Source organism: Pseudonocardia sp. NPDC046786 (genome assembly GCF_040645415.1).
Taxonomy (GTDB): Bacteria; Actinomycetota; Actinomycetes; order Mycobacteriales; family Pseudonocardiaceae; genus Pseudonocardia; species Pseudonocardia kongjuensis.
This window is the reverse complement of record NZ_JBEYYF010000021.1, coordinates 82,812-105,060: the sequence shown is the minus strand read 5'-3', so window position 1 is coordinate 105,060 and position 22,249 is coordinate 82,812. Positions and strand designations below refer to the sequence as shown.

20 protein-coding genes are annotated in these 22,249 nt (G+C 74.3%); 5 read left to right on the top strand and 15 right to left on the bottom strand.

Annotated elements, in window-relative coordinates; translation table 11 throughout:
• Positions 1–12 precede the first annotated feature (12 nt).
• The 13 genes from ABZ881_RS23325 to ABZ881_RS23265 all read right to left on the bottom strand — a co-directional run bounded on the left by ABZ881_RS23325 (position 13) and on the right by ABZ881_RS23265 (position 14,656).
• Positions 13–927: a diiron oxygenase gene (locus ABZ881_RS23325; protein ID WP_358487633.1), complete on the bottom strand. Its 915-nt coding sequence runs from the start codon at positions 925–927 to the stop codon at positions 13–15.
• A gap of 344 nt (positions 928–1,271) precedes the next feature.
• Positions 1,272–1,541, bottom strand: a complete 270-nt coding sequence (locus ABZ881_RS23320) for a hypothetical protein (protein ID WP_358487632.1) — start codon at positions 1,539–1,541, stop codon at positions 1,272–1,274.
• Positions 1,542–1,581: 40 nt separating this feature from the next.
• On the bottom strand, positions 1,582–2,868 hold the full coding sequence (locus ABZ881_RS23315) for a YeeE/YedE family protein (RefSeq protein ID WP_358487630.1): 1,287 nt from the start codon (positions 2,866–2,868) through the stop codon (positions 1,582–1,584).
• A gap of 52 nt (positions 2,869–2,920) precedes the next feature.
• Positions 2,921–4,972, bottom strand: a complete 2,052-nt coding sequence (locus ABZ881_RS23310; RefSeq protein ID WP_358487629.1) for a hypothetical protein — start codon at positions 4,970–4,972, stop codon at positions 2,921–2,923.
• Positions 4,972–6,804 (bottom strand): hypothetical protein, encoded by a 1,833-nt coding sequence (locus ABZ881_RS23305; protein ID WP_358487628.1) that lies wholly within the window; start codon positions 6,802–6,804, stop codon positions 4,972–4,974. The genes ABZ881_RS23310 and ABZ881_RS23305 overlap by 1 nt, the downstream gene beginning before the upstream one ends.
• Positions 6,801–7,154: a hypothetical protein gene (locus ABZ881_RS23300; protein ID WP_358487626.1), complete on the bottom strand. Its 354-nt coding sequence runs from the start codon at positions 7,152–7,154 to the stop codon at positions 6,801–6,803. Before ABZ881_RS23300 ends, ABZ881_RS23305 begins: the two co-directional genes overlap by 4 nt.
• Before the next feature lie 337 nt (positions 7,155–7,491).
• Positions 7,492–7,572, bottom strand: coding sequence for a putative leader peptide (locus ABZ881_RS23295; RefSeq protein ID WP_358487658.1), 81 nt, complete (start codon positions 7,570–7,572; stop codon positions 7,492–7,494).
• Positions 7,573–7,878: 306 nt separating this feature from the next.
• Complete coding sequence (couO, locus tag ABZ881_RS23290; RefSeq protein ID WP_358487625.1) at positions 7,879–8,748, bottom strand: 4-hydroxyphenyl-beta-ketoacyl-CoA hydrolase; 870 nt, start codon at positions 8,746–8,748, stop codon at positions 7,879–7,881.
• A 50-nt stretch (positions 8,749–8,798) separates the two neighbouring features.
• On the bottom strand, positions 8,799–9,740 hold the full coding sequence (locus ABZ881_RS23285; RefSeq protein ID WP_358487624.1) for a 3-hydroxyacyl-CoA dehydrogenase NAD-binding domain-containing protein: 942 nt from the start codon (positions 9,738–9,740) through the stop codon (positions 8,799–8,801).
• On the bottom strand, positions 9,737–11,623 hold the full coding sequence (locus ABZ881_RS23280; protein ID WP_358487656.1) for an acetoacetate--CoA ligase: 1,887 nt from the start codon (positions 11,621–11,623) through the stop codon (positions 9,737–9,739). Before ABZ881_RS23280 ends, ABZ881_RS23285 begins: the two co-directional genes overlap by 4 nt.
• Before the next feature lie 83 nt (positions 11,624–11,706).
• Positions 11,707–12,519 carry a crotonase/enoyl-CoA hydratase family protein gene (locus tag ABZ881_RS23275; protein WP_358487623.1) on the bottom strand — a complete coding sequence of 271 codons (813 nt, stop codon included), beginning with the start codon at positions 12,517–12,519 and terminating at the stop codon, positions 11,707–11,709.
• A complete protein-coding gene (locus ABZ881_RS23270) occupies positions 12,516–14,093 on the bottom strand; it encodes a long-chain fatty acid--CoA ligase (protein WP_358487622.1) in 1,578 nt (525 codons plus the stop codon). The genes ABZ881_RS23275 and ABZ881_RS23270 overlap by 4 nt, the downstream gene beginning before the upstream one ends.
• A 59-nt stretch (positions 14,094–14,152) precedes the next feature.
• Complete coding sequence (locus ABZ881_RS23265; RefSeq protein ID WP_358487621.1) at positions 14,153–14,656, bottom strand: MarR family transcriptional regulator; 504 nt, start codon at positions 14,654–14,656, stop codon at positions 14,153–14,155.
• A 119-nt stretch (positions 14,657–14,775) separates the two neighbouring features.
• On the opposite strand from ABZ881_RS23265, the gene ABZ881_RS23260 reads away from it, so the two are divergent.
• The gene (locus ABZ881_RS23260; protein ID WP_358487620.1) at positions 14,776–16,131 is read left to right on the top strand and encodes an MFS transporter; all 1,356 of its coding nucleotides are present in this window, start codon (positions 14,776–14,778) and stop codon (positions 16,129–16,131) included.
• Positions 16,132–16,164: 33 nt separating this feature from the next.
• Here the strand turns inward: ABZ881_RS23260 and ABZ881_RS23255 are convergent, their stop codons facing one another.
• The gene (locus ABZ881_RS23255; RefSeq protein WP_358487619.1) at positions 16,165–17,619 is read right to left on the bottom strand and encodes an MDR family MFS transporter; all 1,455 of its coding nucleotides are present in this window, start codon (positions 17,617–17,619) and stop codon (positions 16,165–16,167) included.
• A 275-nt stretch (positions 17,620–17,894) separates the two neighbouring features.
• Between ABZ881_RS23255 and idi the strand changes: the two genes are divergently transcribed.
• From idi to ABZ881_RS23240, 3 genes are all read left to right on the top strand, one after another.
• Positions 17,895–18,434: an isopentenyl-diphosphate Delta-isomerase gene (idi, locus tag ABZ881_RS23250; protein WP_358487618.1), complete on the top strand. Its 540-nt coding sequence runs from the start codon at positions 17,895–17,897 to the stop codon at positions 18,432–18,434.
• 27 nt (positions 18,435–18,461) lie between these two features.
• Positions 18,462–19,454, top strand: coding sequence for a small ribosomal subunit Rsm22 family protein (locus ABZ881_RS23245; protein ID WP_358487617.1), 993 nt, complete (start codon positions 18,462–18,464; stop codon positions 19,452–19,454).
• Between the two features lie 154 nt (positions 19,455–19,608).
• Positions 19,609–20,181 carry a hypothetical protein gene (locus tag ABZ881_RS23240; protein ID WP_358487616.1) on the top strand — a complete coding sequence of 191 codons (573 nt, stop codon included), beginning with the start codon at positions 19,609–19,611 and terminating at the stop codon, positions 20,179–20,181.
• Between the two features lie 13 nt (positions 20,182–20,194).
• Here ABZ881_RS23240 and ABZ881_RS23235 read toward each other — a convergent pair whose 3' ends face one another.
• Positions 20,195–21,211, bottom strand: a complete 1,017-nt coding sequence (locus ABZ881_RS23235; protein ID WP_358487615.1) for a GTP-binding protein — start codon at positions 21,209–21,211, stop codon at positions 20,195–20,197.
• Between the two features lie 44 nt (positions 21,212–21,255).
• Between ABZ881_RS23235 and ABZ881_RS23230 the strand changes: the two genes are divergently transcribed.
• A complete protein-coding gene (locus ABZ881_RS23230) occupies positions 21,256–22,245 on the top strand; it encodes a carbohydrate kinase (RefSeq protein ID WP_358487614.1) in 990 nt (329 codons plus the stop codon).
• The last annotated feature ends 4 nt before the right edge of the window (positions 22,246–22,249 follow it).

Here is a 22,249-nt window from a genome sequence, read left to right as displayed (position 1 = left end):
TGGACCGCCGGTTCAGATCAGGCTGGCGCGGCGGTAGAAGTGCAGCGCCGGCGTGGTGAGCAGGCCGCAGGAGGACAGGAACTCCATCAGCCCGGCGCAGGAGCTGCGCAGCAGCGCCTTGTGGTGCTCGTTGGCCCCGGCCTCGCGCACCGCGCGCGCCCGGTCCAGCCCCACGTTCTCGTAGACCTGCTCGTTCCACATGCTGGAGACGATGAAGTAGGCGGCCGCGGCGACGTAGAGCGCGTTGAACTGCCTGCGCACCCGGCCGGCCCGCTGCAGGTGCTCGCGGGTCTCCTCGCGGGCGAACTTCATGTGCCGCGACTCCTCGACCACGTGGATGTTGGAGACGGTGCGCACGAACGGGACGACGCGCTCGTCGCGCATCCAGTCCCGCTGCATCACGTCGAGCACCTCCTCGGCGACCAGGATCGACGCGTAGGCGGCCTCTCCGCTCGCGGTCGTCTTGAACAGCCTGCCGAGCTCGATAGTGGAGCGCTTCGGCACGTAGGCGGGTGCGCCGAGCTTCGCCGAGCCGCGGGCGAACATGATCGAGTGCCGGCACTCGTCGGCGATCTCGGTCAGTGCCCACTGGAACGACGGGTCGGTCGGGTCCTTGGCGTAGAAGTCCCGCAGCATCATCTGCTGCAGGATCATCTCGAACCAGATCCCGGTGGAGGCGACCGACGCGGCCTCGTGCCGGGTCAGCTCGGTGCGCTGCTCCTCGGTCAGCTCGTCCCAGTAGGCGGTGCCGAAGAGGCTGCACCACTCCGGGCTCATACCGTGCTTGGTGCGGTCGAGCGGGGTATCCCAGTCGACCTGGGTGGACGGGTCGAACGACAGCTCCGCGGACGAGCGCAGCAGCCGCTCGGCGGTGTCCTTCCGGTCGGCGGGCTGGTCGGCCCTGGCCTCGGGAACGGTCGCGGTCATCTCGACTCCTCACGGACGACGACGTCACATGGTCCAGGTCGTGTGCTGTAACCGGTGGTAACGTTACCACCGGTAACGCGATGATGCACGATCTCGTACCGACACGGAACCCCCGGATCGACGGGTGGCGGCAGGACCACCCGACGGGGCCCCGGCCCGCGCGGCGGGGACTACCGGGCGTCGCGGACCGTCGGCGGAAGCGTGATCCCGGCCACGTCCGGGTGCGGACATGCGGACGGCCACCCGGCCGCCGCCGGAGCGGTGGCCGGGTGGCCGTCGGTGCGGCTCGCGGGCCCCGGGCGAGCCGATCCCCCGGACGCCTGTGCGCACGCCCGGGGAGCTCGTCAGGTCAGGCCGTCGAGCACCGCGAACGCGGGTGCGGTCAGGTCGACCGGGGTGAGCAGTGCGTCCGGCGCCGGCAGTGCCGGGGCGCCGTCGAGCAGGAACACCGGGACGCCCGGTCCGGCGCTTTCGGTGGTCTCGGGGGCCTCGGGAACCTCCGGCCCGTCCGGGGCATCGGCGTGGGCGAGACCGCCGCCGAGGGCGAGCAGCGCTCCGGCACCCGCCACCGCGAGCGTCGCGCGTCCGGCAGCGGTCCTGGAATGTGCGTTCATGGGTCGAACCTTTCGTCGAGGGAGCGTCCGGCGGACCCGCTCAGCAGAGCGAGTCCGCAGGCTTGGGGTTGGTCAGGCCGAACAGCGGCCGCAGCCGCAGCCCGACCCAGGTGCCGCCGAGCGCGACGACGGCCCAGATCCAGCCGTGCAGGCTGAACGAGGCGATCCCGGAGAAGTAGGCGCCGATGTTGCAGCCGCCCGCGAGCCGGGCGCCGTAGCCCATCGCGATCCCGCCGAGCACCGCGCCGAGGGCGAGCTTCCAGGGGATCCGCCGGTGCAGCACGAAGGCGCCGCCGACCGCCGACGCGATCAGCGCGCCGATCATGATCCCGATGTCCAGGTTGGACACCCGGTCGGCGAGCACCGGCCCGGCGAGCGCCTGCGCGTTCGCCGGGACCTGCCAGTACGCCCAGCTCGCCGCGTCGGCGCCGAACAGCTCCAGGAACTTCGAGCCCCACAGCGCGAACGCCGCGGTCACCCCCCAGGGGGCGGCCGAGACGAACAGCACCGCGGCGTTGAGCACCGCCAGCACCAGCGCGCCGGCCCACATCGACCAGGAGCCGCGCAGCACCCGGGCGATCCCGCGGGCCGACGGCGGCCGCTCCACCGGCGGCGGGGTGCGGCGCCGGGCGACCACCCAGGTGACCACCGTGATCGTGGCGAGTGTCAGCAGGGTCACGGCCAGCGCGCCCGGGTAGCCGAGCAGCTCGGCCAGGTTCACGCTCGGCCCGCGGGGCACCGTCTCGGTCCAGAAGGTGTGCGTGAACACCGCGAACATCGAGCCGACGACGAACCCGAACAGGGTCAGCACGATCGCGCTCTGCCCGCTGCCGACGGCGAACAGCGTGCCGGACGCGCACGAGCCGCCGACCTGCATCCCCAGCCCGAACAGGAACGACCCGACGACCAGCCCGATGCCGATCGGCGAGGTGAACCCGCGCGGCTCGCCGGCCAGCGCGAACCCGGACGAGAGGATCACCGCGAACAGCACCGCGGCGGTGCCGAGCATCAGCATGTGCGCCCGGATCGCGGCACCCTGGCCGACGGCGACGAGCTGCCGCCAGCCGGAGGTGAACCCGAACCGAGAGTGGAACAGGGTGAAGCCGAGTGCCAGGCCGAGCGCGGCGGTGCCGACCATCGTGGCCGGGGCGACCGTGCCCACCCCGATCAGGAACAGCACCGCCAGCACCAGGCCGACGACAACCACCCGCCACTGCGGCGGCGGGGCCTCGCGGTCGCGCGGGCCGTAGGCCGCGCGTTCGGTGGCCGGGATCTCGCGCAGGGCGCGCACCAGCGGCCCCGGTCTGCGGTCCTGGGTGACGGACATGGTCTCTCCTCGGGAGGCTCGGGGATCGGGCAGGGATCGGGTGCGCGGGCGGTCACGGGGTGGTGGGCACCGCGAGCGGGCCGATGTGCACGACGGCGCCGCCGGGGAACCAGGCGGCGGTGTTCGGCCCGCCGTGGTGCCCGCTCTCCCCCGGCGGCTCGATGCTCATCGGCACCGCGACCGGGGCGGCGCCGTACAGGCCGAACGGCTCCTCGATCCGCTGCCCGGTGGCGTCCGCCCAGGCCAGCAGCCCGGAGGTGGACGGCGCCGAGCCCGGTGCGGTCGCGGCCAGCGCCCGGACGTAGCGCTGCGGCAGCGGCTCCTGCGGCCCGAACGGCAGCGGGAGGACCGCGCTCTGCGCGGTCCCGAGCACGCCGCCGGTCAGCAGCCACGGCGCCAGGTAGGTCCCGCCGAGCGCGGTCGGGGTATCGTGCGCGGCGAGCGCGACCTCCCGGACCGCGCGGGCGGCGTCCTGCCAGCCGGAGACGACGACGAGCGCGCCGTCCGCCCCGGCCTGCGGGAGCACCGGTATCCCGGCGGCGGCGGCCTCGGCGCGGACCGCATCGGCGGCGGCCCGGGAGCGGGGCGAGGCGTCCGCGGCGAGCGCGATCCCCGGGGCGCCGCGGACCGCCAGCGACCGGACGGTGTCGCGCAGCGCCCGCTCGTCGGCCGGGCGCAGCGACTCGGCGGGGCAGGCCCCGACGGCGCCGGCCGCCGGGCCCGCGGCGACCACGGCGCCGAGCACCGCGGACGCGCACTCGGGTCCGTCCGGGCCGGTGGCCCCGGCCGGTGCCACCCGGTCGGATCCCACGTCGACCGGCACGGTGCGGGAGATCCCGCCGGCCAGCACGTCCAGCGATCGGGTCCCGGCGGGCAGGTCGACCAGGGCCCAGCCCCCGGGTGCCCCCGGGCGCGCGGTCACCGGGACCTCGCGGTCGGCGACCCGCACGCCGAACCCGGTCCCGCCCGCGGGCCCGGGTCCGTGGCCGGCCATCGGCTCAGCGGTGGTCACCGGGGCCGGGTCCGGCCCGGTCGCATCCGGCACGACGAGTCCGGGGCCGGTCAGCTGCACCAGGTTCGGGCCGGGCCGCATCGGGGTCACGACCAGGGTGAGCGGGCCGGAGCCGAGATCGACGCCGCGGGCCAGCAGCCGTCCGGGTTCGGCCGCGGCGGCCGGCACCGGCAGTGCGGCGAGCACCGACGCGGCGGCGACGCCCAGCACCGCGGCGACCGCGGCGACGGTCCGGGTCCGCTCCCGCAACGCGGCGGCCCGGGCCCGGGCCCGGCCGGTGCCGGTGCCGGTCCGCGCCGTACCGCGGCCCGCGAACAGATCGAACGCGAGCACCCCGGTGACGACGGCCGGGGCGAGGGCGGCGGCCAGCGCGGCCCGGCCGTAACCGGTCCCCACCAGGTCGATCCCGCTGAACGGGCCGGTGAGCAGGATCTGCGCGAATGCGACCGCGGTGGCGAGCACGCCCGCGACGACCGCGATCCACTCGAGGGGGGCGCTCCGGTCCCGGCCGGGGGCCCCGGGGGCCGCCCCCCGCCGCGTGAGCAGGTGCAGCGCCGCACCGGTGAGCAGAGCGGCGGCGACGGCGTATCCGGCGTCCAGCGCGGTGGCGACGGGCCCGCTCCGCGCGGAGGCCAGCAGGACCGCCAGGAACCCGGTCGCCGCCGCGCCGGGCAGCGCGGCGGTCACCGGACGGCGGGTGCCCAGCAACACCGGGACCGCGACGGCGACGGCGACCAGCCCGATCCCCCACGCGGTCCAGCCGGACCGGGTCGTCGCCGCGACCGCGGCGCCGGCGACGGCGAGAGCCGCGGCCGCGGCGACGACCCGCTCCGCCCGCAGCGGGGGCCCGGCGACCGGGCGGACCAGCCCGGCGCCGGCGACCAGCGCCAGGCCGGTCAGCAGCACCAGCCGGGCGACGGCGATCCCGGCCGGGGCGCCGTCGAACGGTCCCGCCGCGAGGACGGCGGGATGGGCCGGGACCACGGCCCCCGCCACGAGGGCGGGGACCGTCCCGGCCGGGCCGGCGGGCAGCAGCCCGCCGGCCGGCACAGGTGCCACCAGGTACGGCAGCAGGGTGACCGACATCGTCATCAGTCCTTGATGTCCTCGTCCGCGGCGACGAACAGCATCGAGTGCGGCTTGGCGTTGCCGAACGCACCGTGCGGCCAGTTCTCGCGGTTGAAGTTGATGCAGGTCTCGCCGGTGTCCTCGTCGACGAAGGTCTCGTCGAGGGTCAGCGCACCGTCGCGGGCGATGTCCACCATGCAGACCCGGTGGTCACCGTCGAGCCCGGTCCGGGCCACGAAGTAGTTCGCCGTGGCGAGGCGCTGGGGCTGGTCGGTCTCCCGGTAGAAGCCGTCCTCGCCCAGGTCCAGGTTGTCCAGCGCACCCCAGTGCGGACCGGCCCCGGTCTCGTCCGGGTTGATCCCGACGCTCGACCGGACGGTCGGGCAGTCCGGCTCGGCACCACCGGCGGTGATCTCCTCCTCGGTGTCGATCGAGCAGGTGGTGCCCGTACCGGCGCCGACCAGCTTCTCGATGTCCAGCGCGACGACCCCGCCCGCGGTGCCCTTGTCGTCGGGTCCGAGCGTGCCGGCCTTGCGGCCGATGGTGGCGTGGTAGAGCGTCCGGTCGTCCGGGCTGGTCTGCAGCCAGCCGCCGTTGGCGCTCGGACCGCCGTTCTCGCCGCCGACGCCGAACTCCGGGGCGACCGTGCCGAGATCGAAGACCTCGCGCCACTCCGGGTTCTCGACGGTGATGTCGGGCGTGTAGAAGATCGCGCCGCCCTGCATGGTCTGGGCGAACGCGCCCTTGTTCTCCGGCCGGTTGGTGACCGTGGTCTCCATCGCGGCGCGGTTCTCGTTGCGCAGCGGGTCCTGCCCGTTGGAGCGCGGCCCGGTGGGCAGGTAGGCCACCGACTTGACCTTGGGGTGGTTCAGGTCGGAGATGTCCCAGGTGCGCACCGTGGGCCGGCGCAGGTAGGGCGACGGGTTCTTCACCGGGTCGAGGATGATCGATCGCGGTTCGGCGTAGTCACTGGTGACCATCGTGTCCAGGTCCTCGCGGACCTGGATGCCGTGCGGGTTGGCGCAGGTGGGGTTGCCCAGGGCCGGCATGTTGAGGCACTGGGTCGGGTCCTCCGGCGTCTCGGTCGCGGCCGGGGCCTCGACCAGGTTCTCGCCGTCCTCACCGAGCCGGACGACCGAGCCCGGGGAGCCCGCGAACCCGTTGCCCGTGCGGACCTCGCCGTGCGTGTAGCGGCACGGGCCCGGTGCGACCGGACCGCCCATGTAGGTGCCGTAGGCGGTGCCGTCGTTCAGCACCCAGTAGGCGTCCGGTACCGAACCGCAGAGCGTCTGCGAGGGCAGCGAGATGCCGGACAGCTTCAGCTCCGGCAGCGCGGTGACGTCGAAGACGTAGGTCGCCGCGGAGTACAGCCCGCCTGCGTAGATCTTGTCGCCCTTGCGCCACGAGTACTGCATGTGGTGCGGCTCGTTCTCCACCAGCGGCCCGACGGTCGCGGTGTTCACCACCTTGCCGTAGTCCGGGGAGCCCTTCGTGGCGTCGACGACGGCCATGAAGTCCGGACCGGGCAGCGCGTCGCGCACCTTGTCGATCGGATCGGCCAGCGATCCGGGCAGGTTCCGCACGTCGGAGACCGCGGTGTCGGCGACGTTCTCGTCACCGGCCCAGACGACCATGTACTCCTTGCGGGGTCCGTCGGCGGACTGCTGACGGGCCTCCGGCGTGAGGTTGTTCTCGACCCAGTAGGTCTTGTCGTCGGCGCCGGTCACCTCCGACCGGACCACGTCGATGCTGTTCTGGGCCTGCGCCGGGAGCACCGCGACCCCGGCGACGACGGCCGCGCCCAGCAGCGCGAACGCGGACCGCCGCCCCCACCGGGACTTCGGGATGAGACTCATTCGCCGACCGTTCCGTTCTGCAGCACGGTCGGGGTGATCTGCTTCGGCGCCTTCGAGACGACGTCCACCAGGCCGGCGACGGGCACGCCGGCCGGCGCGAAGTCACGCAGCTGCTGGAGCGGCTGGTCGGAGTCGAACGCGGTGTACGACGGCTCGACGTACGGCGCCTGGGGGGCCGGGGTCGGCTGGGCGTCGTTCGGGGCGCTGAGCAGCGGACCGAGGTCGGGCACGACGTCCGGGGTGGCCGCCTGGGCGGCGCCGGACAGGCCGAGCAGGGCGGTGCCGGCGAGCGCGGCGCCTCCCGCGACGAGCCCGACCCGGGAGGGCCGGTGTGCACGGTACTGGGGCACGAGGTGCCTCCTGATTCTTCGGTGGGGAGCGGAGTCGGGGTCCGGCACGGAGCGGGGCGCCTGAGGCCGGCGCCCACTGTGGACGTCGCGGTAGCAGCGGGCCGGGCCGTCCGCCGGTGCGGGCACCGTCGGACGCCGGGGCGCGGCAGGCCGGACGTGGGGGTTCCGGCGGGTGTCGGACCCCGCCCTCCCGGACCGCCGTGATGGCGGGGCGGGAGGGTCGCGCACGGGGCGCGGGCCGGAGGGGTGGTGCGGGCCGGGCCCGTTCCGGGAGGCACGGGACCGGCAGGCACCGGAGGAGGGTGGCCACGGCGGGCGCACCCCCTGGTCCGACGCGTCAGGCGCCGGAACAGAGCGCGCTCGCCTGGCGGCGCAGGTCGACGTGACGCCGACTCGCGAACCGGGGGACGAGGTGCATGACAGACAGTGTGCACACCCGTTCGGACTAACCCCGAGGCCGGATACGTCCACACTGTGAGAAGTCGTCCGAAAGCGGCCGTTCCCCGGCGCAATGAGTGATCCAGGTCACTTCGCGCGCCGCGAAACGAACCGCTGCGCGCCGGGAAACGTTGCGGAACGAATCATCCGATCGTGTCAACGACGTCGGGAACCGGATCGATGCGCCTCGCTGACCTGCGACGATGCCGGCGCTGTCAATCTCTGCGGGAACCCGTCCGGACAGCCGTCGCGCACGGTGGGCCCGCCGGGGCGGGCCGGCGGTGCGTCAGAGCCCGAGCATCCGGACCGCGTTCTCCTTCAGGATCAGCGGTCGGACCTCGGGCTTGAGGTCGAGCCGCTCGAAGTCCGACAGCCAGCGGTCCGGGGTGATCACCGGGAAGTCCGATCCGAACAGCACCTTGTGCCTGATCAGCGAGTTCGCCGCCCGGACCAGCGGCGGCGGGAAGTACTTCGGCGACCAGCCGGACAGGTCGATGTAGACGTTCGACTTGTGGGTGGCCATCGAGATCGCCTCGTCCTGCCACGGCACCGAGGGATGCGCGAGCACCACGGTCAGCTCCGGATGGTCGGCGGCGACGTCGTCGAGCAGCATCGGGTTGGAGTAGCGCAGCTTGATCCCGCGCCCGCCGGGCAATCCGGCACCGATCCCGGTCTGCCCGGTGTGGAACAGGGCGGGTACACCGAGCCCGGCGATCGCCTCGTACAGCGGGTAGAAGCTGCGGTCGTCCGGTTCGAACGCCTGCAGGCTCGGGTGGAACTTGAAACCGCGCACCCCGTGCTCGGTGACCAGCCGGTGGATCCGGGCGACGGATGCCTTGCCGCCGTGCGGATCCACCGAACCGAACGGGATCAGCACGTCGGTGTGCTCGGCGGCGAGATCGGCGATCTCCTCACTGGACAGCGCCGGATGCCCGGTGCCAGCCGGTGCGTCGACGGTGAACACCACCGCGGCGAGCCTGCGCTCCCGGTAGTGCTCGGCGATCGAGGCGATCGTCGGGGTGCGGTCCTGGCCCGATTTGAAGTAGGCCGCCGAGGCGTCCATCAGCTCCTGGTCCAGCGCGAAGCAGCCGTGACCGTCCTGCTCGACGTGCACGTGCACGTCGATGGCGTCCACGGTGCTCGGGTCGAGTGCCATGTCGTCGTCCTCCGGTCGGGGCGGGGTCGGGGCGGGGTCGGGGGGCGGGATCAGGGCAGGTCGATGCGGGACTTGGCGTCCAGCAGCTCGGCCAGCACGGCGTCGCGCCGGGCGGCCAGCTCGGCCGGGTCGGTGTCGCCCAGCTCGTCGTGCACGCCGTCGACCAGGGTCCGGGCGAGCTCCGGGGTGAGCGTGACCCGGCCGAGGTCGCGCCAGTAGCGCTCGGTCGGCGGGCCCAGGTGCTCCAGCACGTGGGCGAGGCCGCCCGGGCCACCGGAGAGGTGCTGGTTGGCGAACGGCCCGAGCACCGCCCAGCGCAGACCGGGGCCGTGCGCGATCGCCGCGTCGACGTCGGCGACGCTCGCGACGCCCCGCTCCACCAGCGAGTACGCCTCCTGCCACAGCGCGGCCTGCAGCCGGTTCGCGATGTGTCCCGGGACCTCGGCGCGCAGCCGGATCGGCCGCTTGCCCAGCGCGGTGTAGAACTCCAGCGCCTCGGTCACCGCGCGCTCCGCGGTCCGCTCCCCCGGCACCACCTCGACCAGCGGGATCACCTGCGGCGGGTTGAACGGGTGGCCGACCAGCACCCGTTCCGGGTGCCGGGTCGCGCCGCGGGCGATGTCGGTGGGCAGCAACCCGGACGAGCTCGACGCGAGCACCACCTCGGGCCGGGCCGCCTCGTCCAGCTCGGCGAACAGCCGGTGCTTGACGTCCTCGCGTTCCGGGCCGTTCTCCTGCACGAAGTCGGCGTGCTCGGCGGCCGCCGCGGCGGTCGGCGCGAAGCCCAGCCGGTCCGGTGCGGCGCCCGGTACCGGATCCAGCCGCGGCCAGAGCGCGGCGACGCCGTCGCGCAGCCGCTGCTCGGCCCCCGGCGAGGGATCGGTCGCGGTGACGTCCAGGCCGCGGGCCAGGAACAGCGCGGTCCAGCCGAGACCGACCACCCCGGTCCCGACGACGGCGACCCGGCGGACCGGGCTCCCGGCCGGGCTCACAGCCGGGTCCCGGCGAGCTCGGCGAACGCATCGAGGGCGTCCGGATCGGCCAGCACGTCGCGCGAGGCGACCTCGTCCACCGCGGCCCCCAGCAGGATCCGCTTGGCCGGGACCTCCAGCTTCTTGCCGGTCCGGTTGCGCGGCACCACCGGCACCTCCTCGATCCGGTCCGGCACGTGCCGGGGGGTCAGCTCGGTCCGCAGCGCATCCGCGATCCGGCGGCGCAGCGCGTCGTCGAGCACGGTCCCGGGTGCCGGCTGCACGAACAGCATCAGCTCGCCGTTGCCGCCCGCCGGGTCCTCCAGGTGCAGCACCAGGCTGTCCTCGATCCCGGGAAGCTCCTCGACGACCCGGTAGAACTCGGCGGTGCCCAGCCGCACCCCGCCCCGGTTGAGGGTGGCGTCCGACCGGCCGGCGACGACCGCGCTGCCGGTGGGGCCGAACCGCACCCAGTCGCCGTGCCGCCAGATTCCCGGGTAGTGGTCGAAGTAGGTGGCCCGGTAGCGGCTGCCGTCGTCGTCGCCCCAGAACCCGACCGGCATCGACGGCAGCGGCCGGGTGATCACCAGCTCGCCGAGCTCGCCGACCACGGCTGCGCCGTGCTCGTCGAAGGCGCGGGCGTCCACCCCGAGGCAGGGCCCGGAGATCTCACCCGCCCACACCGGCTGCCACGGGCCGCCCTGCAGGATCCCGGAGCAGATGTCGGTGCCGCCGCTGCCGACGTTGAGCAGCACGTCCGGGCCGAACTGCTCGGCCACCCAGCGGTAGCCCTCCGGCGGCAGCGGGCTGCCGGCGGCGCCGAGCTGGCGGACCCGGGACAGGTCGTGCTCGCGGGCCGGGCGCAGGCCCGCGGCGCGGCAGGCCATCAGGAAACCTGGGGCGGCGCCGACCAGGGTGGCCCCGGTCTCGGCGGCGAGCCGCCACTGCAGGCCCAGGTCGGGGTACTGCGGGTTGCCGTCGACGAGCACGATCGACGCGCCCCGCAGCAGCCCGGAGACCAGCGCGTTCCACATCATCCAGGCGGTGGTGCTGAACCACAGGATCCGGTCGCCGGGGCGCAGGTCCCAGCTCAGCGCGTGGTTCTTGAGGTGCTCCAGCAGGATCCCGCCGTGCCCGTGCACGATCGCCTTCGGCTTGCCGGTGGTGCCCGAGGAGAACAGCACGCAGAGCGGATGGTCGAAGGGCACCGGATCGAACGCGAGCTCCCCCGGCCCGGCCAGCAGCTCCGCCCAGGACAGCGTGCCGGGCAGCGGATCCGGCCCGTACCCGACGTCGACGACGTGCCGCAGCCCCGGCAGCCCGGCCCGGATCGCGGCCACCTGCTCGCGCCGGTCGACGTGCTTGCCGGCGTAGCCGTAGCCGCTGACGGCGAGCAGCACGACCGGTTCGACCTGGCCGAACCGGTCGAGCACGCTGCTCGCGCCGAACTCGGGCGCGCAGGAGGTCCAGATCGCGCCGAGCGATGCGGTGGCGAGGAAGGCGACCACGGTCTCGGCGATGTTGGGCAGGTACCCGGCGACCCGGTCGCCGCGGCGGACGCCGAGCCGGCGCAGCCCGGCCCGGGTGGCGGCGACCTGGCCGCGCAGGCCGCCCCAGGTGAGCTCGGTGGGGTCGCGGGTCTGCGAGTACCCGACGACGGCGACCGCGTCGGCGTCGGCGCCCGCCGCGGCGAGGCCGACGGCGTGCTCGGCGTAGTTGAGGGTGGCGCCGGGGAACCACTGCGCGCCGGGCATGGCGGTGTCGCCGCGGACCGCGGTCGGCGGCGTGGCGAACCGGACGCCGGTGTGTTCGGCGAGTGCGCCCCAGAAGCCGTCCGGGTCGGCCACCGACCAGCGGTGCAGGTCGGCGTAGTCGTCGAACTCGCGGCCGTGCGCGCGGCGCAGGTGCTCGACGAAGCCGCCGAGCGCGCTGTCCGCGGGCGGGCGGGCGGGCGCGGCCCGCAGCAGCTCCGGCCCGTCCGGGCCGGTCACCGGTCCCCCTCCCGGCGGACCCGGCCGCTGCGGCCGTCGAGGAAGGCGCGCATCCGGGCCTGGGCCTCGTCGCTGCTGGCGGCCACCGCGGCGACCAGCGACTCGAGCAGGTAGCCCTGGGCGGGTGCGGCCTCGGCGATCCGGGGCAGCGCCTGCAGCACGGCGAAGTTCGTCATGTCGGAGTTGGCGGCGACGGCCCGGGCCAGCTCGAGCGCCTTGGGCAGGCCCTCGCCGGGCCCGACCAGGTGGTGCGACAGCCCCAGGGCGAGACCCTCGGCGGCGTCCAGCACCCGGCCGGTCAGCATCATCTCGGCCATCCGGTGCGCGCCGATCAGCCGGGGCAGCCGGACCGATCCGCCGCCGCCGACGAACAGGCCGTGCTGGCCCTCCGGCAGCGCGTAGAACGCGCTCGGCTCGGCCACCCGCACGTGCGTGGCGGCGGCCAGCTCCAGCCCGCCGCCGACCACCGCGCCGCGCTGCACCGAGACCACCGGCACCCGGCCCTCGGCCATCCGCTCGAACGCCCGGTGCCACATCCGGGAGTGCTCCACGGCTGCGACGACGTCCCGGTCCCCCAGCTCGGACAGGTCCAGGCCGGCGCAGAAGTGGTCGCCCTCGGCGTCCAGCACGACGGCGCGCACACCGGGCGGCGGATCGGCGAAGAACGCCTCGATGCCGAGCACGGTGGCGTCGTTCAGCGCGTTGCGCTTGGCCGGGCGGGCGAGCCGCAGCACCACGACGTCGTCGTGCCGCTCGGTCTCCAGCGACGCGGGCAGCGACCGCAGCCCGGGCGGGTCCAGCGCGGTCATCGGGCCGCCGCCCGGTCCCGCAGCTCCACCCGGCGGACCTTGCCGGTGGCGTTGCGCGGCAGCTCGTCGACCAGCTCGATGTGCTTGGGCACCTTGTACCGGGCGAGCCGGGCGGACAGGTACCCGCGCAGCTCGTCCGGGTCGACGACGGCGCCGTCACGCGGCTGGACGTAGGCGACGCCGACCTCGCCCCACCGCTCGTCGGCGATCCCGACGACGGCGCAGTCGGCGACCGCGTCGTGCCCGACGGCGACGGCCTCGATCTCGGCCGGGTACACGTTCTCGCCGCCGGAGATGAACATGTCCTTGACCCGGTCCACGGCGAACGCCCAGCCGTCCGGGCCGGCCCGCACGACGTCGCCGGTGCGGAACCAGCCGCCGTCCACCCGGGACGCCGTGGTCTCGTCCGGCCGTCCCCAGTAGCCGGGACCGACGTGCGGGCCCCGGACCAGCAGCTCGCCCGGCTCGTCGCCGACCGGCTCCGGACCGCCCCCGCGCAGGATCGCGACGTCGGTGAAGAAGTGCGGCACCCCGATCGACGTGGGCGGGTGCCCGGCGGTGCCGTCCCGGGTGGCCATGTAGACGCCCGGTGACGCCTCGGTCATGCCGTAGCCCTGCTGCAGGTGCACCCCGCGTTCCAGCCAGGCGCGGGCCACCCGCTCCTGCACTGGTGAGCCGCCGTAGACGACGCTGCGCAGCGACGACAGGTCGGTGTCGGTCCAGCCCGGGTGCTCGCAGAGCATCTGCAGCATGGTCGGCACCGCGGCGAAGCCGGTGATCCCGGAGGCGATCCGGGACAGCACCAGCGCCGGGTCGAACCGCTCGACCAGCTCGACGCTCGCGCCCTTGAGCAGCGCGGGCAGCGTGACCTGACTGAGCCCGACGCAGTGGAACAGCGGCGAGATGCACAGCGTGCGGTCGGTGGAGAGCAGATCGACGTGTGCGAGCTGGTTGACCGTGTTCCAGGTCAGGTTCCCGTGGGTGAGGATCGCGGCCTTGGGGCGGCCGGTGGTCCCGGAGGTGTAGAGGAGCACGGCCGGGTCGTCGAGCCCGGTGGCCGCATCGGACAGGTCGGACGCGGCGGGCGGGGCGGCGGCCAGCTCTGCCTCGAACTCGGCCTCGAACTCGGCCTCGCCGGCCCGGTCGGGGCCGGACGGGTCGGGGCGGACCGCGACGAGATGGCGCACCGAGGGCGGCAGCGGCGCGGCGGCGGCGACCAGCCCGGCGGCGTCGGCGCTGTACACGAGCACCCCGGCGCCGCAGTCGTCGAGCATGTAGCGGACCTCGTCACCGGCCAGCCGGTGGTTGAGCGGGACCGCGATCGCGCCCAGCGACCAGGCCGCGAAGCAGGTCTCCAGCACCTCGACGGCGTTCACGCCCAGGTAGGCGACCCGGTCACCGCGGCGGACGCCGAGCCGGGCGAGGCCGCCCGCCACCTGCGCGACACGCTGCGCCAGCTCCGCGTAGGTCAGCGACCGGTGCCGGTCGAGGAGCGCGGGGGCGTCCGGACTGATGCGGGCCCGCCGGGCGGGCCAGGTGCCCAGGCCGAGGCCCGGACCGGTGATCGGGCTCATTGCTCCCTCGCACGTCAAACTATATCAGGCACCTTGATAGCAAGGATGCTGATAAAGGGTCAAGCGTCGAGGCCCGCGTCTGCAGGGGGAGGTTCGATGTAGCCGTCCGGCCCGGTCAGCGCGTCCAGGCAGCGTTCCAGCGTGATCGCGAAGGCGGTCGCCTCGTCGGGCTCCAGGTTCGCGAGCATTCGCTGCTCGACCTGACCGGCGGCCTCGTGGCAGGCGGCGAGCATCCGCTCCCCGTGCTCGGTCAGCCAGACCCGCAGGATCCGCCGGTTCGCGCTGTCCGCCCGGCGCTCGATCAGCTGGTCGCGCTCCATGCCGGCGACGAGCTGCTGCATCGCCTGCGGGGTCACGAAGTGCCGGCGGGCGAGCTGTGCCGAGGACAGGCCACCCCGGCGCTCCAGCACGCTCAGCGCCGTGTACTGACCGAGCGTCACCCCGAGCGGGCGCAGGCGCTCCTCGAGGCGGGCGCGCTCGGCCATCTCCAATCGTTTCACCAGGTAGGTCAGTCGTTGACCGCGCCGCCCGGTGGGCACGGCCGGAGTCGCCGGATCAGTCACGACTGCCAGCGTAACGGCCCTCGACCCAATGACAACCTACTTGCTATAAAGCTGCTTGGCATACATCCGGGTGCCCCGGCGGACCGGTGCCCGGGACCGACGACATTCAGGGAACTGCAATGACGCAACCCCGGTTCTCCCGCAGCCAGCGGCGCCGTGCCGTCCTGTCGAGCTACCTCGGCAGCATGATCGAATACTACGACTTCCTGCTCTACGCGACCGCGTCCGCGGTCGTGTTCAACCAGGTGTTCTTCTCCGATCTGGATCCGCTGGTCGGCACGGTCGCCGCGTTCGGCACCCTGGCAGCCGGTTACGTCGCCCGCCCGATCGGCGGCATCGTCTTCGGGCACTTCGGCGACCGGGTCGGCCGCAAGAAGATGCTCGTGATCAGCATGGTCATGATGGGTGTGGCGAGCACCCTGATCGGCCTGCTGCCCACCTACGACCAGGTCGGTGTCCTCGCGCCGATGCTGCTGGTGTTCCTGCGGATCATCCAGGGCATCGCGGTCGGCGGCGAATGGGGCGGCGCGGTCCTGATGTCGGCCGAGCACGCCTCCTCCCGGCGCGGGCTCTGGGCGAGCTTCACCAACGCCGGGGCGCCCAGCGGCATGGTGCTGTCCACCGTGGTGCTGGCGCTGTTCGCCTCGATCTCCGGCCCGGAGGGCTTCCTCGTCTGGGGCTGGCGGATCCCGTTCGTCCTGAGCGTGGTGCTGCTGGCGATCGGGCTGTTCGTGCGGCTCTCGGTGACCGAGACGCCGGTCTTCGCGGCCGCCGCGGCCGCGAAGAGGCCGGCCCGCCCGCCGCTGATGGAGGTGCTCCGCAACCACCCGCGCAACCTGGCGCTGGCGGTCGGCATCGGGTTCGGTGCGTTCGTCGCGCAGGGCACGCTGACCACGTTCCTGATCTCCTACGCGGTGCAGGCCGGCTTCGAGCGGCAGACCGTCCTGAACGCGCTCACCCTGTCCTCGGTGGTCGCGATCGGCGGCATCATCGGGTTCTCGGCGCTGTCCGACGTGGTCGGACGGCGGCCGGTGGTCCTCGGCGGCGCCGTCGCCACCGGCGCCTGGTGCTTCGTGGTGTTCCCGATGGTCGACACCGGATCGGCGGTGCTGCTGACGCTCGCCGTCGTCGTCGGACAGGGGATCACGCACGCCGCCTGGTTCGGCCCGTCCGCGGCGCTGTACTCGGAACTGTTCTCCACCGGGTCCCGCTACACCGGGGCCTCGATCGGGTTCCAGCTCTCGGGGGTCGGCGCCGGGCTCGCCCCGGTGACCTTCGCATCGATCATGGCGGCGGGCGCCGGGCCGTGGACGATCAGCGTGGTGATCGGCCTGTTCTCGCTGGTGTCCGTCGGCTCGGTGCTGGTGCTCTCGGAGACCTCGCGCGGCGGGCTCGCCGACACCCGCGACGCCGTGCCGGAGGGCGACACCGAGACCGGCCGGGCGGCCAGCGAGGGCGGGGCGGGCCGGTCCTGAGCGGACCGGGACGGACCTGAACCGTTGGGCGGCTCAGCCGGCCGCGGGGGCCCGGTCCGCCGGGCGCCCGACGAACAGCGCGACCACCAGCACGACCAGCGACACGAACGCCGCCGTCAGGAACGCCGCCTGCACCCCGGCCGCGTCCACCCCGGCCCCGGCCGAGGCCAGCGTCATCACCGTGATGAACAGCGCGGTCCCGGCGGCCCCGGCGACCTGCTGCAACGTGGTCAGGATGGCGCTGCCGTGCGAGTACAGCCCACCGGGCAGCGAGCCGAGCGCGTCGGTCATCAGCGGGGTGAACATCAGTGCCAGTGCCGCCGACAGGCCGACGTGCAGCACCACGACCAGCCAGATCGGGGACGCCGCGCCGAGCGTGGTGAACCCCCACATCACCGCGCTCAGCAGCAGCGCGCCCGGGACCACCAGCGGGCGCGCCCCGATCCGGTCGTAGGCGCGGCCGATGAACGGCGCGAGCAACCCCATCACCAGGCCACCGGGCAGCACCACCAGCCCGGCCACGAACGCGCTGTCGCCGAGCACGTCCTGGATGTAGAGCGGCAGCAGGATGATCGCGCCGAACAGCGTCATGAAGCCGACGGCGACCAGCACCACCGCGACGGTGTAGCGGCGGATCGCGAACGGCCGCAGGTCGAGCAGCGGCGCGGCGGTGCGCTGCAGCCTGATCTGCCGGTATACGAACAGCGTCAGCGCGAGCACACCGGCGACCAGCGGCACCCACGGCGGGACGCCCTCCCCGGCACCGGCACCGCCGTGCGCAGCGCCCGCTGCGGACTCACCGAACGCGGACAGGCCGTACACCAGCCCGGAGAAGGCGACCGCGGAGATCAGCACGGACAGTACGTCCAGCGGGGCCTTCGAGGTCTCCGCGGTGACCCGCAGCCAGACCGCCCCGGCCGCGAGCGCGACCAGCGCGATCGGCAGGACCAGCCAGAACATCCAGCGCCAGCCGAACGCGGAGAGGATCACCCCGGACAGCGCGGGCCCGACCGCGGGCGCCACCGCGATCACGATCGAGATGGTGCCCATCGTCTGCCCGCGGCGGGACGCCGGGACCAGGCGCAGAATCGTCGTCATCAGCAGCGGGATCATCACCGCGGTGCCGGTGGCCTGCACGACCCGGCCCGCGAGCAGCATCCCGAAGACCGGGGCGAGCGCGCACAGCAGGGTGCCCGCACTGAACAGGCCCATCGCCGCCAGGTAGACCGAGCGCGGCGGGAACCGCTGCAGCAGGTACCCGGTGATCGGGATGACCACGGCCATCGTCAGCAGGAACCCGCTGGTCAGCCACTGCGCGGTGGAGGCGGTGATCCCGAGGTCGGCGATCAGCACGGGCAGCGCCACGCTCATGATCGTCTCGTTCAGGATCATCACGAACGCGGAGCCGACCAGCAGCGAGATGATCAGCGGTGCGCCCGCCGGGAGCCGTTCGGCCCCGGCGGGCTCGGTCGTCGGCTCGGTCGTCACGGCGGGTCGCCTCCTGCGGTCGGGGCCGGGCCCGGACGTGCGTGGACCCGGCGAGGTCGATGCGGTGGAACCGAGTCAACACCAGACGGTCCCGGGCGGCGACCGGATTCGTGCTGCGCGGACGCCGCGCCGGACCCGTCACCGGTGGCGCTCGATCTGAGGATGGCACGCGGGTCCGACAGTTCCGTGGCGCATCCGCGGCCCGAGCGCTCCCCCGAGGGTGATCCGGCACCGCCGCCGGGCCGGTGCGGGCCCGGTCCGGTAGACAGGGACACATGGAACAGGTCGTGTTGCTCGACGACGACGGCAAGCCGGTCGGGGTCGCCGACAAGGCGACCGTGCACGGCGCGAGCACCCCCCGGCACCTGGCGTTCTCCTGCTACGGCGTGGACGACGCCGGGCGTCTGCTGGTCACCCGGCGGTCCCGGAGCAAGGCCGCGTTCCCGCTGGCCTGGACGAACACCTGCTGCGGGCATCCGGCACCCGGCGAGGACATGGCGGACGCGGTGCAGCGCAGGCTCGGCGACGAGCTCGGGATCCGGGCCACCGAGCTGCGGCTGGTGCTGCCCGACTTCAGCTACCGGGCGTCCCAGGACGGGGTGGAGGAGAACGAGCTCTGCCCGGTGTTCGTCGCCCGGCTCGCCGGTGAGCCGGATCCCCGGCCGGACGAGGTCGAGGACGCCGAGTGGTGGAGCTGGGGCCGGTTCCGGGCCGCCGCCGACGATCCCGGGTCCGGCCTGTCGCCGTGGGCCCGGCTGCAGGTGCCGCTGCTCGACGCCCTCGACGACCCGCTGCTGGCGGCCGCGCGCGGCTGACCGCGCCCGGCTGGTGTGATGGTGGGCGTGAGACCCGCGCCCACCGGACCCGATCTCGCGGCCGACCTGGCCGCCGCGCTGGACGACGCGCTCGATCCGGTCCCGGCCGGGCGGCTCGGCCCGGTGGTGGACCGGCTGATCCGCGACTACCGCAGCGGTTCGGTGCCGTCCGCGCCGATCCTGCGCACCGCCGACGACGCCGCGGCCTACGCCGCCTACCGGATGCCGGCCACCCACGCCGCCGTGCTGGACGTGCTGGGCCGGGCCGCCGGCCGGGTGCCGGAGCCACGGGAGCTGCTCGATCTCGGCGGCGGCACCGGCGCGGCGGTCTGGGCGGCGGCGCAGACCTGGCCGTCGCTGCGCCGGGCCACGGTACTGGAAGCGGCCGCCCCGGCCCGCGCACTGGGCGGCCGGCTCGCCGCCGGGGCCCCGACCGCCGCCGTGCGGGACGCGCGCTGGGAGCCCGCGGTGCTGGGCACCGGCACCGAGCTGCCGGCAACCGACCTGATCACGGCCTGTTACCTGTTGGTTGAGCTGCCGGAGCCGGTGCGGGACGCGCTGGTGGACGCCGCCGCCCGGGTCGCCCGGGTGGTCGCCGTCGTCGAACCGGGTACGCCCGCCGGGTACGCCCGGGTGCTGGCGGCCCGGCAGCGGCTCGTCGCCGCCGGGATGACGGTCGCGGCGCCCTGCCCGCACTCCGGCGCCTGCCCGGTGACCGGCGACGACTGGTGCCACTTCGCCGTCCGGGTGAGCCGCAGCTCGCGGCACCGGGCACTCAAGGCCGGCTCACTGGGTCACGAGGACGAGAAGTTCTCCTACGTCGTGGCGACCCGCCCCGGCGACGCCGGACCGGCCCCCGGACGGGTCGTCCGGCATCCGCGTTCCCGCAAGGGGTTGGTGACGCTGAGTGTCTGCTCGGCGGACGGCTCGCTGCGCGACACCCCCGTTCCGCGCAGCCGCCGGGAGCAGTACCGGGTCGCCCGCGACACCGCGTGGGGCGACCCGTGGCCGCCCGCCTGACGATCATCGGGCAGAGTGACCGAGCACACGTCTGTGATCCACGACATTTTCGTTGTGAACCTGTAACACACACCGGCATCGTGGGCGACTGACCGGGCGCGACGGCCATCCGGTGGGCCGCGAGCAGCGACTTTCTAGTAGATCGAGCACGACCATGACTCACACCCCCACCGGTGCCCCCACCGATCGACTCCCCACCCTCGTGCGCACCCGGCACGGCTACCGGGTGCACGACCCGGCACTGGTCGCCGGCACCTCCTACGTGATCGACGACGCCGGCGATCTGGTCTGGACCCGGGTCCCGGCCGGCGCGATGACCGCGGGCTCCGTGATCACCTCGCTCGTCGTGGCCGTCACCACGGGTGACAACAGCTGGACCTGGTCGATGCTCACGTTCCTGGTTGCGCTGCCGGTGTCGTTCGCCGCCGCGATCGCCGTGCTGTCGGTGGTGCACGCCGTGACCGATCCGGTGCGGGCGTACCGGGCGCGGTTCGGGCACAGCCGGTTCGCGGTCGACGTCACCGACCGGGGATCGGCGCGGTGGCAGCTCTGCGTCCGGGCCGAGCGGCTGGCCGCGAGCCGGTCCTGGCAGGCCGGCCGGGTCGACCCGACCCGCACCCTCGGCGGCCTGCTGTGGACCGCGGTCGGCGGCGGCGAGGAGTGGGCCGCCCAGGCGCTGCACTCGCTCACCGAACCGGCGACCGGACCGGATCTCACGTCCGTCTGAACCACGACGGCGGTCACACCGCGTAGCGGGCCACCGGGAGCAGCGCCTCCGGATCGCGGCGGTCGCCCTCGGCGGCGACGCAGGCGCGCAGCGAGCGTTCCAGGGCGTCCTCGTCGAGCCCGGTCCCGATCAGCACCAGCGTGGTGCGGCGCGGCTCGCCGGCGTCCCACCGGTTGCGCTGGAACCGGACGTAGCGGCCGACCGTGTGCAGGTCCCAGCGCTCCCGGGCCGGGGCGGCCGCGAACCGCACCGAGCCCTTGATCCGGTACAGGCCGGACGGGCGGGCGTCCAGCAGGTCCTGCAGCCGGGCGGCGTCCAGCGGCTCGTCGCACTGGAACGTCACGCTCTGGTAGCCGGCGTGCAGGTGCGCGGCGTGGTCGCCGGCGGCGGGACCATCGCGCACCTGCTCGCCGAGCATCAGCTGCCGCCCGGGCACGATCTCGATGTCGAACAGCAGCGCCGGGTCGATCATGCCGTCGCGGACCGGGACGATCGGGGCCCGCGGGTTCGCCTCCCGGCACAGCCTGCGCACCCGCCACAGCGGGCCCGGCCCGACCCGGTCGATCTTGTTGAGCACCACCAGGTCGGCCATCCCGACGTGCCGGTCCAGCTGCGGATGCCGGCGGCGGGTGGTCTCGAACTCGGCGGCGTCGACCACCTGGACGAGACCGCCGAAGCTCAGGTGCTGGCCCAGCGCGTCGAGCACCAGCCGGACCAGCGTGCCCGGCTCGGCGATCCCGCTGGCCTCGATCACCACGACGTCGATCTCGTCCCGGCGCCGGGTCAGGTTCGCCAGCACCTCCCCGATGCCGCCCTCGCCGATCTCGCAGCACAGGCAGCCGTTGCCCAGCCCGACGACGCCGCCCGCCTGGCCGGCCAGGCGCATCGCGTCGATCCCGACCGAGCCGAAGTCGTTGACGACCACGCCGATGCGCGCGTCCCCGCCGGCGACGAGGAGGTGGTTCAGCAGGGTCGTCTTGCCGGCTCCGAGGAACCCGGCCAGCACCACGACCGGGATCTTCCGGGGCACCCGACATGAGTACCACGCTGGGCGACCGTGGCAGAGTTCCCCCTATGCCCGACTCAGCTGCCGGACGTCCGCCCCGCGGGACGATCGCCGTCGCCGGTGAGGCCCTCGTCGACATCGTTCCTGCTCCCACCCAGGGCTACTGGGAGTTCGCGCCAGGTGGCAGCCCGGCGAACGTGGCGGTCGGGCTCGCCCGGCTCGACGTGCCGGCCCGGATGCTCGCCCGGCTGGCCGACGACCTGCTCGGGCGCAGGCTGCGCGACCACCTCGCGGTCAACGGCGTCGACCTCACGCACTCGGTCGAGGCGGACGAGGCGTCGTCGCTGGCGATCGTCGAGATCGCCGGGGACGGGCAGGCGTCCTACGACTTCCGGGTCGACGGCACCGCGGACTGGCAGTGGACCCCGGACGAGCTGTCCGGGGCGCTCGACGACGGCCCGGCCGGCCCGGTCGTGGCCGTCCACTCCGGGTCGCTCGCGCTCACCACGGCACCCGGTGCCGAGGTGCTGCGCGAGCTGATGGCCACCGCGGTGGACACCGCGACGGTCAGCTACGACCCGAACTTCCGGCCGCTGCTGATGGGGTCCCCGGCCGAGGAGCTGCCCGGGGTGCACGAGCTGCTCGGCCTCGCCGACGTGGTGAAGGTCAGCGAGGAGGACCTCGGCTGGCTGCATCCCGGCCGGGCGCCGGGTGACGTCGTCGGTGAGTGGCTGGAGCTCGGGCCGGCCGTCGTCGTCGTCACGCTGGGGGCGAACGGGGTGCTCGCCGGCACCGCCTCCGGGCTGCACAGCGTGCTGCCCGGGCGGAAGGTCGACGTGGTGGACACCGTCGGTGCCGGGGACAGCTTCTCCGCCGCCCTGCTCGCCGGGCTGCACCGGCGCGGGCTGCTCGGCGCGACCGCCCGCGACGACCTCTACCGGATCGACCGGGCGGCGCTGGACGGCGTGCTCGGCGAGGCCGTCACCGCCGCCGCGATCACCTGCTCGCGGCACGGCGCCGATCCGCCGACCCGCGCCGAGCTCGACGCCGAGGGCTGAGCCG

What these genes read in the sequence shown, in the direction of transcription:
- ABZ881_RS23275 (WP_358487623.1), bottom strand. Translation starts at nt 12,519, where the DNA reads ATGACCGCGCTGGACCCGCCCGGGCTGCGGTCGCTGCCCGCGTCGCTG.
- ABZ881_RS23295 (WP_358487658.1), bottom strand. Translation starts at nt 7,572, where the DNA reads ATGCACCTCGTCCCCCGGTTCGCGAGTCGGCGTCACGTCGACCTGCGC.
- ABZ881_RS23270 (WP_358487622.1), bottom strand. Translation starts at nt 14,093, where the DNA reads ATGAGCCCGATCACCGGTCCGGGCCTCGGCCTGGGCACCTGGCCCGCC.
- couO (WP_358487625.1), bottom strand. Translation starts at nt 8,748, where the DNA reads ATGGCACTCGACCCGAGCACCGTGGACGCCATCGACGTGCACGTGCAC.
- ABZ881_RS23230 (WP_358487614.1), top strand. Translation starts at nt 21,256, where the DNA reads ATGCCCGACTCAGCTGCCGGACGTCCGCCCCGCGGGACGATCGCCGTC.
- ABZ881_RS23305 (WP_358487628.1), bottom strand. Translation starts at nt 6,804, where the DNA reads ATGAGTCTCATCCCGAAGTCCCGGTGGGGGCGGCGGTCCGCGTTCGCG.
- ABZ881_RS23310 (WP_358487629.1), bottom strand. Translation starts at nt 4,972, where the DNA reads ATGACGATGTCGGTCACCCTGCTGCCGTACCTGGTGGCACCTGTGCCG.
- ABZ881_RS23320 (WP_358487632.1), bottom strand. Translation starts at nt 1,541, where the DNA reads ATGAACGCACATTCCAGGACCGCTGCCGGACGCGCGACGCTCGCGGTG.
- ABZ881_RS23325 (WP_358487633.1), bottom strand. Translation starts at nt 927, where the DNA reads ATGACCGCGACCGTTCCCGAGGCCAGGGCCGACCAGCCCGCCGACCGG.
- ABZ881_RS23240 (WP_358487616.1), top strand. Translation starts at nt 19,609, where the DNA reads ATGACTCACACCCCCACCGGTGCCCCCACCGATCGACTCCCCACCCTC.
- idi (WP_358487618.1), top strand. Translation starts at nt 17,895, where the DNA reads ATGGAACAGGTCGTGTTGCTCGACGACGACGGCAAGCCGGTCGGGGTC.
- ABZ881_RS23260 (WP_358487620.1), top strand. Translation starts at nt 14,776, where the DNA reads ATGACGCAACCCCGGTTCTCCCGCAGCCAGCGGCGCCGTGCCGTCCTG.
- ABZ881_RS23315 (WP_358487630.1), bottom strand. Translation starts at nt 2,868, where the DNA reads ATGTCCGTCACCCAGGACCGCAGACCGGGGCCGCTGGTGCGCGCCCTG.